Raw genomic sequence first — 11,532 nt, forward strand, 5'->3', positions numbered from 1 at the left:
AGGCGGGATTAAGCTTGAAGATAAAACAAAAAGTAATAATTGGAAGCACAAGAATGTCCGAAGACTCTTAGGCTATGACCACCGGTTTATTTGCCGCGATCATGCGATGGCTCAACTTATGAAAACGGTAAAATAAAACCACAGCTGTCACTGATAATCCTATTAACAAACCATACCAAATTCCTTTTTCCGCAAAGCCAAGTTCAAAAGCAAGGAAATATCCGAGCGGAAGTCCTATTACCCAATAGGCAACCAATGTGATCAAGGTAGGAAAACGCACATCTTCAAGACCTCTTAGCACTCCCAAACCTGCCACCTGCACACCATCGGAAAGTTGGAACAAACCAGCAATAATCAACAAGGAGGCGGAAAGGGACACCACTTCTTCATTGTCTATATATAGTGTTGGAAGATAAGATCTCATGAGGATAAATATCAATCCAGTGATTGACATAAAAATCAATGTCATGCCAAAAACAACCATTCCAGCTTCTCTCATGGTTTTGAAACTGCCTCTGCCAACCTGATTACTCACACGAATCATCCCTGCAGTACTCAAACCTGACACCATCATATAACTTACTGAGGCTAGATTAATAGCAATCTGATGGGCTGCGAGCGCATTTACTCCAATCCATCCCATCATTATAGCTGCAGTACTAAAAGCACTTACTTCAAATATGTATTGAAAACCTGTTGGCACTCCTATTTTCAGTATTCTATTCAGGAGTAAAAACCTGAGTTTACCTATGCCCAGCTTAAGGTTAAATACACTATATCTTTTGGAACGCATCACATAAAGTCCCATCGCAATAGGCATCATAATGCGGGAAATCAATGTGGCGAGTCCTGCTCCGTTCAATCCTAATTCCGGAGCACCAAGGTTACCATAGATCAATACCCAATTGAGAAATACATTGACCAGATTACAGAAAATGGTAACATACATCGCCTGCTTAGTTTGGGCAACACCCTCAGCAAGCTGCTTAAATGATTGGAAAATCATAAAAGGCAAAAGCGATGCAGTGATGATAAATAGATAAGGGATAGTAAGAGTAACTACTTCTTCGGGCTGGTTTAAGAAATGTAAACCTTGTGATAAGCCTACCACCACCACTGTCAAAAGCAGAGCTGTTACGATGTTGATCCACAATCCATGCTGGAAAAGATGCCCGATTCGCTTGAATTTACCTTTGCCTTCAGCTACGGATACTAAGGGAGTGATTCCCATCGAGATTCCCATCCCAAACATCAGTATCACAAAAAAAATACTATTGCCCAAAGACGCCGCTGCCAAAGGAACTGCTCCTGTGCGGCCTACCATCATACTATCAGCCACGCCTACCAATACCTGACCCAGTTGACTCAACACTACCGGAAATGCCAGAGTAAAAGTGGTTTTAAAATGATCCTTGATAGTCATACTATAATTTGAGAATCCTGGCAGCTTTGAGAATTGCTGCTACACTGATCCCATCTGTGATTTCTCCGTGCATTACCATTTCCACTACTTTTGTAAAAGGCAATTTCTTTATTTTCAATAGTTCAGTTTCTTCAAACTCAGTTTCACCTTGAGTAAGTCCTTCAGCCAAGTAAACAAAACCCACCTCGTCAGTTACCGAGTTGGAAGTATGGATTTTCATTATTTCGGTCCACTTTTCAGCTATCAATCCTGTCTCTTCTTTCAGTTCCCGTTTGGCACTTTCCAATTTATCTTCAGCCATAGGCCCTCCGCCCATTGGTATTTCCCAAGAATATTCATCCAGCGGATATCTATATTGTCCGATGAGCCAGGTATTTCCACTCTCATCAATTGGAATAATTGCCATGGCCCTATTCTTAAAATGCACTTTCCCGTAAATGCTTTCCTTGCCAGCAGGGTTTAAGACATCATGATGCTCTACTTTAATCCAAGGATTTTCATAAATCGGATTAATCTTTTTGGTAGTCCAGGGGTTGTGTTCCATATGCTCAAAAAAAAAGGGTGACTTTCGCCACCCTTTACAAATAATTTAGGCTCATTAAGCCGGGATAGGCATTACTTTAGAATCCTTGAAAGTAGACAAAATTACCATGGATTGCATGGAATCCACTTCTTTGATTTCGGACACTTTCTCCAACATCAGGTTTTGGTAAGAAGTAATGTCTTTTGCTATAATTTTCAGGATAAAATCACCAGTACCGGTAATGTGGTGACATTCGATCACCTCAGGAATAATATTGATCTCTTTCATAAAAGCTTCAATATTTCCTTTGTTGTGTCCTATCAGACTAACTAATACAAAAGTACTGACTCCCAACCCAATCTTTTCAGGATCAAGCTTTGCGTGATAGCTTTTGATGATACCTGATTGCTCGAGCTTCTTCACTCTCTCCAATGTTGGAGCGGGAGAAAGACCAATATCTTTTGAAAGCTGAGCGTTCGTTATTTTGGCATTAGCCTGAAGGATTTCCAGAATCTTTCTATCGATTTTATCGAATTTTATTCTTAAGCTATGATCCATGATCTCTTGCATTTACGAAATTTTATATCGTGCAAAGTTAATATAATTGATGATTGTTTTAAACCATTCATCAGAATTTTAAAGCTGACATTCGAAATTTTCTTGATATTTCTAAGCCTTTCAACAAACAATCCTTATAAAATCACATGCTTGCTTGGCCAAATTCAAATTATCTCCTGTTGACTAGTTTGTAGAACGTCACTTTTTAAGTTAAAGTTTATTCTTTTTGATAAATTCTCTGGCTTCTTGATGAGCGGGGTGTTTACGCTTTGCATATTTCTTTACTTCCTTGAAGTACTTCTTTGCCAAGGTCTTATTTTTATCGATGGTTGCCATCTTTCCTAATTGCAATAAAGCATGGAGATAATAGCCACTTTCCTGGGACTCTGACTCTTCGCCATAAGAAAGTGTTTTCTGATAATATTTTTTCGCTTCCTCCCGGTCACCCATGCGCTCATTAAACTGCGCAATATAAAATGCTGCATATCTTCCGCTATTGGATTCATATCCAGTTTGCTTTGCATCTATTCTTTCGAGGATTTCCTTTGATTCTTCTACTGATTCAGTCCATCGGCCAACAGTATAAAGATGCCTGGCATAGGATCTATGGAAATAGGGATTATTGGGGAACTTGGTGTGCAAATATTCAGAAATTTGTAAGGCTTTAAATGGTTCCTTTTCCTCAGAGGCATATAACCTGAATAAAAAGTACTGAGCTTCCACCCGAGTGTAAAAAGCATTTGATGCGACTTGCTCCAACTGTTTTAAGCCTAGCTCCTTATTTCCCTTGGGGAAAAGCGCCATAATTGGCTTTAAAAGTGGATAGTTTTCAGGAATCCATTCTGAGAAGTAATTAAACAATGCATCTCCTAAAAGAAGTTCTGGATTAAACTCCTCCTCACCCCTACTCAGATCCATGTACTTGAGCGCATTGCGTCCTGCCCATGCCGCCTTTGTCCAGCTTTTTCTTTCTGAGTACAACCTTGCCTGGAAACCATATCCCGCAGCCAGAAAAAAGGCAGCTTCTTTGTTGGTTTCATCTTCATCAAACATTACTTCCGCCTTAGCGATAGCTCTGTCCAGGTATTTTACAAATGTGGCATCGTATTTTTCATTAGCAACATCTACTTCTATCCTCCACCAATAACCCAGCGCAACAAGGAATTCTGGCAAAGGATGATCTGGATATTGAAGCGCCAAAACGGCAAAGTCATGCTCAGCTGTAGGGAAATCAAAATTATACATGCTATTGATTGCCTTGGTAATTCTAAACTGTAAACCACGATCTAGCAATAAATATCTGGATGGAGCAAAGATCATAGAGTCCTCTTCCGCAACCTGAGCCTGAGCAACGCCCAGTCCAGCCAACCAAATACTTAAAATAACGGCAATTTTTTTGAACATATATTTCTATCTAATTAGACCTCAAAATTAGAGGTATTCCCAAACAAAATTTTAGATTTGAGCCAGATTCATCTTAAAAATGGCTAAAACTTTAACTCCAGAAGGACGACGTCTCAAAGAACTAATTGATTTCGACAAGCGGATTTATTTTTTTGTATTAGTCTTCCTGTTTTTGCTAATCAGATTTCTCACCAATACATTAATTATCGAAGCTATACCTGATTACGATAATTTGGAAGCTAGGGGAGATTTCATGATTTTTCATATTTTTAATGCCCTCAATTATCTCTGGACTCCTTTTGCACTGCTTTGGAAATTCACTGTAATCTCCTTTTTATTTTGGTTAGGAGCCTTTTTGATCGGTTATAAAGTCCCTTATAAAGAGCTGTGGCAGTTTGCCTTGATTGCCGAAGTAGTTTTTGTATTCCCAGAATTGATCCGCCTTTTGCTTTATATCTCTCCACAGTCTGGAGTTACCTATACTGAAATTGATGAATTTCGGGCGCTCTCCTTGCTCTCTCTAGTGGGACCGGGAAATGTGGCTCCGCAATATCATTATGCTATGGCTACGCTCAATGTCTTTGAGATTATTTACGGAATTGTATGGCTGTACGGATTTCACATGATCAGCCGAAGACCATTTGGCGAATGTAGTATAGTGGTTTTCGTGTCTTACTATATTCCTTTGGCTATTTGGCTCTCTTGGTATATCATGGTGTACAGAGCTTGAGAATGAAAAAAGGGACCGTGCAGAATATGCAGGTCCCTCTTTTAAACTTATTTATTTTTTAGCTTAGAAACCTAAACCTAGAGCCATAGAATTTGGCGTAAAGTTAAGATCAGATACTTTAGTAGCAGCTCCAGTCATCAAATTGATTGAATAAACTCCTGAAGCACCACCTACAGTAAATACTCCATAGGCCATATCAGATGTACCACCTACATCAAATCCATTATCATCTGTAATATCAATTCCAAGTGGGCCGATTTCGACTAATATACCGTCGTTTGGAGGGGAAACTTGATATAACATATCTGTTTGCGCATCAACTACATAAAGTGCTGTAGAAGTTGTTCCTGCAAAATTCTTGGTATATGCCGCTCCACTAGCCATTGGTGTACCTGGGCTAAGACTTCCGTCCACAAAAGCCACTGTTCCCAAATCAGGGTGTAATCTAAGGTTTTGACCTTGATCAGTGATCAATCTTATTCTATCTACAGTTGGGTTAAAATCAAAGCCAATGTATGTACCCATTGCTGCTGGCATAAATGGATCTCCAATTGGTGTAATTGCTCCACTTGAAGGATTTACAGAGTACAATTGACTCATGTTAGACACTGCAAGTAGTTGACCATTTACTGGACGGAAATCCAAACCAACGATTTTCTCGCCATCCTTTAATCCCATAATGTCTACTGCAAGTGGACTTGGGCTTGTAGGATCAAAACGGTACAGTCTGTTATCCAAGCAAGTTGCATATGCGATTGGATTTGTTTTAAATGCAATACTAACTACTGGAGCAGAGAAAGTTCCTACCCACATAGCTTCACCAGTAGATAGATCAATAGTGTATAGTCTTGTCTCATCATCACTTCTATTTACTGCCAATGCAACAGAATTATCAGGATTGATATCCATATCACCCATTCCGTCGAAATCTACTCCTAGATCTCCAACTTCTTCTAAACCTCCATCATTTGGAGGAACTTGCTTATACAATTTGTCCTGCTCAAAATCGATATCATAAAGAGTAGTAGTCGTGGTGCCTGAAAAACTATTTGAGTAAGCTACAGCTCCAATACGAGGATTCATACCACCATTGATAGATCCATCAATTGCAACTACTGTACCCAGCTCAGGATGAAGTCTCAAATTTTGACCGGATTCAGTGACTAATCTTACACGATCCACAGTCGGATTAAAGTCCAAAGAAGGATTTGCACCATTATATGCTGGAGTGAAAGCTGTAGTGCCTAGTGCAGTTGCTGCTCCTGAATTTTCATTGATATGATACAATCTACTCATTGAACTTAGCGCATAAAGCTGGCCAGTCGCTGGGCGGTAATCAATGGATACGATCATCTCTCCTGATCCAAGACCTGTAACATCCACAGAGCTAGTAGGCGTCGTTAGATTTTGGGCATCGTACATCAAAATTTTATTGTCCGAAGTCAAAGCCGTGAAGCTTACTTCAGGTGCTGTGCCTGGCATGTCTATTACCGGTCCCATATCATCATCCTTGTCATCACAGGATATAAATACGAGAGAGAGCATCATACTGGCGAGCAGTGTTGGGTAAATGGTTGATCTTTTCATAAGTTGATTAGTTGATTTCCCACACTTACGAAGCCACCTATTCAACTGGATTTTAACATTCGTTAAATTTTTAAAAAAACAATAGAAATAGTATCTAAGATGTAGTTTGTATTTCAAATTGTGCTGAATATAAATCAGATCAGCATTAATTCCTTTGTGATAATGTAGACTCCCATTATTAGCACAAACCATCCAAATCCTTTCTTCAGAGCCCTTTCATTAATCATTTTGGATAAGGCGCTTCCTATAAAAATACCAACAACCGATAATCCTGTAAATAACAAAAGCATATTCCAATCTATGGGTTGATTACTGATATCTCCTAAAAAACCTATTAATGATTTTGCTGCAATGATTAATAATGATGTGCCAACAGCCATTTTCATAGGTAGTTTTGCCAGAAGCACCAATGCAGGAATGATTAGAAATCCTCCTCCAGCTCCCACTATTCCTGTAATCAATCCTACCACAATTCCTTCTACGGCAATTAAAGGAATATTAAATTTCACTTCACTTTTCTCTTCAGAACCATTTTTACCATTCTCTTTGATCATAGAATAGGAAGCGGCAAGCATAATAAATGCGAAAAAAACCATTATTGCGATGCTCTTGGTCAACGCAAAGTCGCCCCACTCAAGTAAAGGATCGGGAAGTGACGGAACAATGAATTTCCTGGTTAAGAATACTGCTATGAATGAAGGAATGGCGAATACCAGTGCTGTCCTGTAATCCACCAGCTGCTTTCTCATATAAGTAATCGAGCCAACCAAAGAAGTGCTACCAACTACAAAAAGTGAATATGCTGTAGCCAAAACAGGGTCAATACCAAGTATGTAAACTAGGACAGGAACAGTCAAAATTGAACCCCCTCCACCGATCAAGCCCAAACTTATTCCAATTAACACCGCCGCCGCATACCCTACTAAAACTATAATCTCCATATTACTATTTCGCTTTTGATCTCACAAAAGTACGTGTGACCTGTAAGCTAGGAAGTGACAAAAGTTACATTGGTTGTTTTCAGAAGAACCTCTTAAGATTAAAAGCATAAAAATCCTAAAGGCTCTAGTTCCAAATTAAATATCAGAACATCTATAAATACCTGATTTTTTCCAGCCAATTGCCTAAATTAAACTATATAAACCCAAACTAATGAAAATTATTCTTCCAATAGATTTTTCGGACAACTCACTAAACGCGCTAGATTTTGCGATAGCTCTTGCCGGAAAAAGAGATGGCGAGATAATATTGGTTCACGTAATTGAGGCAGTATTTGACTTCGCATCCCAGGCAGCAGTGGCAATGGAAAGCATGCGCGATGATGCAGAATCCGAGATGCAAAATATTCTGGAAAGGTATCAGCCCAGTAATCTAAAATTTAGTACAATCATCAAAGAGGGGACTGCTTCTATTTCTGTAACCAGAATTGCTAAAGAATTAAACGCCACGTTAATTGTGATGGGAACGCAAGGAAGCAGTGGAATTAAGGTAGCGCTGATAGGCAGTACGACTATCAATCTGATCAAAGAATCTTCTATTCCAGTTCTAGTCGTCCCTACCGAATCAAATGCTAGAGAAATCCGGAAAGTTGCTCTGGCATTGGAATTCGCCACCCACGAGGAAAAATTTATAGATTGGGTAATCGACATGAGTAAAAGATGGGATCGCGGGCTGGAATTTGTACATGTGCAGACTTCATCTAATTTCGAGGAAGAACCAGGAATCAAAAATTTAGAAAATTTTTTAGCAATCCAACATCCTGGGTTACCTGTTAAAATCCATACTTTTTATGCGAAAACTCCCGTAGAGGGCTTAGATCAGTTTTTGGAAGAAAATGAAAAAGTAATCTTGGTCATGTGTCATGAACACAAAAATCTATGGGAACAGGTCCTTAGCAGAAGTCAAACTATAGAAATGGTCTTTCATTCAAAAGTCCCTTTATTAGTAATGGTATGATTATCTGCTGATCAATTCTTCAAAATCATCTCGAATATAGATCACATTTCTGCCAAGCTCTATCCACTTCTTTTTCTCCAACTGTTTCAAAAGCCGGGACACAACTTCTCTGGAAGTGGTAAGTTCATTTGCTATTTCTAGATGGGTAATATGAAGTTCATTGGTTTTATGTTGCTTCATTTTAGTGACGATGTATCTCATAAGCCGTTCATCCATTCGCTTGAAAGCCACAGCATCCAGAGCTACAAGCATTTCTTGAAACCGTCTTTGGTACGTATTCGATATAAAATCTTTCCATTGTTTGAATTCATCAGATAATTGATCAATGGATGTGATAGGTATGCCAATTATGATTGCGTCCTCTTCCACTACAGCTTTAATCTCACTGGGCTTTGAGGAGGAGCAGCAAGTCAAAGACAAAGCACAAGTCTCTCCCGCATCCAGGAAATACAGGAACAACTCCCTGCCATCATCACCTATTCTGGATATTTTAATGGAACCCTCTAAAACAATTGGAACCATCTTAATAAACTGGCCGGGCTCCATCAATACTTTTCCGGCTTTTAAATCCATGATCTGACTCTTTGACAAAATCTGCTGCAGGAGCTCAGTGTCAGTGAAAAATGGCAATGCTTCCTTAAGTTCCTCTATACTCATATCGTTTTGGATTGGCTTCAAAGCTAAGATGTAATAAATTTTGCGATTGTAATCAATGTCACAAATACATAAAAATACCTCTCAAAATATTTGGGAGGTGTTAAATAGTCAAACTAATTGGATTAACGATTCTACATTTAAACAGAGCAAGTGTACAGAAGATGAATTTCATATGGCGGATTTCACTTGAAAGGTAAAAACTTCTCTATTTTTCTTTAGATTCATTCCAAATAATTCTATTTTTGCATTCGGTCAAAAGACCAATGCTATTCTATGTTAATAACAGCTGATACAATACCTGTCACCCGAGCAGCGATTATCCGAGAAATTTTGGATTCTCCCTTAAAAATCAATTTGATGGAACTTGGCTTTTTACCAGGAAAAACCATTACACTCCACCATTCTGCTCCATTGGGAGGCCCTATGGCGTTCAAACTTGAAGAAACCATTCTTGCTTTAAGAAAAACCGAAGCTTCTCTCATCGAAGTACAATTGCTTTAACTTACATGCCCGAGTCCCCTATTCCTTCCTTAGTAAAATCACCAAAAGTTGCTATCATCGGAAATCCGAATGTTGGCAAGTCGACCATCTTCAACCAACTTACAGGTCTGAGTCAAAAAATCGGCAATTACCCTGGGGTCACTGTGGATAAGAAGACGGGCTGGATGCATTACCATGGAAGTGATTATCAGATTATCGACCTTCCCGGCACCTATAGTCTTTACCCAAATTCTGAGGATGAAATCATTGCACATCGTGTATTGAACGAATTGAGTGAAGAGGAAAGGCCAGAGTTTGTCTTGATGGTCATCGACTCCTGTCAGCTTTCAAGAGGATTATTTTTAGCTACGCAACTGATAGACCTAGGATTAAATCTTGCTTTGGTGCTCAACATGGCGGATATAGCTACTAGGAAAAATATCGCCATCAAAAGCTTCGAGATATTTAAAGCTCTCGGTGTCCCGATATTAAGCACGGATGCAAGGGGAGAAAAAGGGCTGGAACAAATCCGGGAGCTGATTCATCAGCAAAATTTCAGTAAAAAATCATCTTTTATCAACATCGAAGAAGTAGTTCCAGCGACTCTGCTGGATGATGTAAAAGATAAATTCCAGCTTTCAAATTCTTATCAGGCATATCAGCTACTTCGGTTTGGGGAAAAGGATAAAGCATTTTCGTCAGAAGACAGAAATTGGATCAAGGAAAAATTAGATATAGCTGCTATAGATCTTGACAAAGCCCAATTGGAAGAAACCAAGATTCGTTATAGGCTGATTACAGAAATCGTAGAAAAGGCCGTGATCAAAACTCCGGATGCAAAACAAGAGGCCGGGATAGATAAAATCTTGCTTCATCCAATATTTGGATATGCGATATTCGGAGCTATTCTTCTACTTATTTTTCAAGCCATCTTCGCTTGGGCGTCTTTCCCGATGGATATGATAGACGGCTTCTTTGCAGAGTTTTCCGGTTGGGTTTCATCCATGCTTCCGGAAGGTCCTCTCACAAGCTTAATTACAGAAGGTATTATCCCAGGTATAGGAGGAGTGGTGATCTTTATCCCTCAGATCGCCATGTTATTTGGTTTCCTAGCTATATTGGAAGACACCGGTTATATGTCCAGAGTTGTGTTCCTGATGGATCGCTGGATGCGACCATTTGGATTACACGGTAAAAGTATTGTTCCCCTTGTATCCGGGGTAGCCTGCGCGATACCAGGTGTGATGGCCGCAAGAAACATAGGTAATTGGAAAGAAAAGATTATTACCATCATGGTAACCCCATTGATGAGTTGCTCCGCCCGTCTGCCTGTTTACATCATATTGATAGGTTTAGTAGTACCTGATGAATTTGTTTTTGGCATCTTTAACCTTCAGGCAGTTTCATTACTTGGACTTTACCTTTTAGGCGTCGTTGGAGTTTTCTTAACTGCATTACTTCTAAAGAATATTCTGAAAACGGATGAGAAAAGCTTCCTGATGGTGGAGCTTCCTACTTATCGCGCGCCTCGATGGCTGGATGTCCTACTTACAATGTATAATAAGTCAAAGACCTTTGTCTTTGAAGCGGGTAAGGTTATTCTAGCAATTTCAGTAATTCTATGGGTTCTGGCTTCATACGGTCCCCCTGAACGTATGGATGCTATTAGAGCAGAAGCTCAAACACAACTTGACGCTGCAACCTCGGACGAACAAATAGCAGAAATCGAAAATGTAACAGCTTCACATTTATTGGAAAATTCCTTCATCGGTATCATGGGTCGAGCGATCGAGCCCGCGATCAGACCATTAGGCTACGACTGGAAAATAGGAATAGCGTTAATTACATCATTTGCTGCAAGAGAAGTATTTGTGTCAACGATTGCTACCATTTATAGTATAGGCGGAGACACTGAAGATGAGCTGACTATCAGACAAAAGCTCAATCAACAGATCAATCCGGATACTGGAGAAAAAGTATATAATACAGCCACTGCCTTTTCCCTAATGGTATTTTACGCCTTTGCTATGCAGTGCATGAGTACACTTGCCGTAGTGTATAGGGAAACTAAAGGCTGGAAATGGCCGTTGATACAGACAGTTTACATGACCGCTTTAGCGTACTTCTCTGCGCTACTGGTCTATCAAATTCTATCGTAATATGTGGCAGGAAATTCTAGTTGGTGTTATCATTTTGTTAGCTACGGCTTTTTTG

At 39.5% G+C, this 11,532-nt stretch carries 11 protein-coding genes; 4 read left to right on the forward strand and 7 right to left on the reverse strand.

Annotation, left to right across the window (positions count from 1 at the left end):
* Positions 1-67 precede the first annotated feature (67 nt).
* The 4 genes from AACZ73_RS15975 to AACZ73_RS15990 form a co-directional block, all read right to left on the reverse strand.
* Positions 68-1,423 (reverse strand): MATE family efflux transporter, encoded by a 1,356-nt coding sequence (locus tag AACZ73_RS15975; protein WP_339879368.1) that lies wholly within the window; start codon positions 1,421-1,423, stop codon positions 68-70.
* A gap of 1 nt (position 1,424) precedes the next feature.
* The gene (locus tag AACZ73_RS15980) at positions 1,425-1,967 is read right to left on the reverse strand and encodes an NUDIX hydrolase (protein ID WP_339879370.1); all 543 of its coding nucleotides are present in this window, start codon (positions 1,965-1,967) and stop codon (positions 1,425-1,427) included.
* Between the two features lie 54 nt (positions 1,968-2,021).
* Positions 2,022-2,504 (reverse strand): Lrp/AsnC family transcriptional regulator, encoded by a 483-nt coding sequence (locus AACZ73_RS15985; protein WP_283414458.1) that lies wholly within the window; start codon positions 2,502-2,504, stop codon positions 2,022-2,024.
* Between the two features lie 210 nt (positions 2,505-2,714).
* Positions 2,715-3,908: a tol-pal system protein YbgF gene (locus tag AACZ73_RS15990; protein WP_339879371.1), complete on the reverse strand. Its 1,194-nt coding sequence runs from the start codon at positions 3,906-3,908 to the stop codon at positions 2,715-2,717.
* A gap of 79 nt (positions 3,909-3,987) precedes the next feature.
* Here AACZ73_RS15990 and AACZ73_RS15995 point away from each other — a divergent pair, with 79 nt between their 5' ends.
* Positions 3,988-4,638 carry a sulfate ABC transporter permease gene (locus tag AACZ73_RS15995; protein ID WP_339879373.1) on the forward strand — a complete coding sequence of 217 codons (651 nt, stop codon included), beginning with the start codon at positions 3,988-3,990 and terminating at the stop codon, positions 4,636-4,638.
* Between the two features lie 63 nt (positions 4,639-4,701).
* Here AACZ73_RS15995 and AACZ73_RS16000 read toward each other — a convergent pair whose 3' ends face one another.
* Positions 4,702-6,225: a DUF4394 domain-containing protein gene (locus AACZ73_RS16000; RefSeq protein ID WP_339879374.1), complete on the reverse strand. Its 1,524-nt coding sequence runs from the start codon at positions 6,223-6,225 to the stop codon at positions 4,702-4,704.
* A gap of 134 nt (positions 6,226-6,359) precedes the next feature.
* Positions 6,360-7,166: a sulfite exporter TauE/SafE family protein gene (locus AACZ73_RS16005; protein ID WP_339879375.1), complete on the reverse strand. Its 807-nt coding sequence runs from the start codon at positions 7,164-7,166 to the stop codon at positions 6,360-6,362.
* A 211-nt stretch (positions 7,167-7,377) separates the two neighbouring features.
* Here AACZ73_RS16005 and AACZ73_RS16010 point away from each other — a divergent pair, with 211 nt between their 5' ends.
* Positions 7,378-8,181 carry a universal stress protein gene (locus AACZ73_RS16010; RefSeq protein WP_339879376.1) on the forward strand — a complete coding sequence of 268 codons (804 nt, stop codon included), beginning with the start codon at positions 7,378-7,380 and terminating at the stop codon, positions 8,179-8,181.
* Here the strand turns inward: AACZ73_RS16010 and AACZ73_RS16015 are convergent, their stop codons facing one another.
* On the reverse strand, positions 8,182-8,838 hold the full coding sequence (locus tag AACZ73_RS16015; RefSeq protein ID WP_339879377.1) for a Crp/Fnr family transcriptional regulator: 657 nt from the start codon (positions 8,836-8,838) through the stop codon (positions 8,182-8,184).
* A gap of 273 nt (positions 8,839-9,111) precedes the next feature.
* Here AACZ73_RS16015 and AACZ73_RS16020 point away from each other — a divergent pair, with 273 nt between their 5' ends.
* Both AACZ73_RS16020 and feoB read left to right on the forward strand, forming a co-directional pair.
* Positions 9,112-9,339 (forward strand): FeoA family protein, encoded by a 228-nt coding sequence (locus tag AACZ73_RS16020; protein ID WP_339879379.1) that lies wholly within the window; start codon positions 9,112-9,114, stop codon positions 9,337-9,339.
* Between the two features lie 5 nt (positions 9,340-9,344).
* A complete protein-coding gene (gene feoB / locus AACZ73_RS16025) occupies positions 9,345-11,477 on the forward strand; it encodes a ferrous iron transport protein B (protein ID WP_339879380.1) in 2,133 nt (710 codons plus the stop codon).
* Positions 11,478-11,532: the final 55 nt, after the last annotated feature.

It is taken from the genome of uncultured Algoriphagus sp. (genome assembly GCF_963974835.1).
In the GTDB taxonomy this organism is placed as follows: domain Bacteria; phylum Bacteroidota; class Bacteroidia; order Cytophagales; family Cyclobacteriaceae; genus Algoriphagus.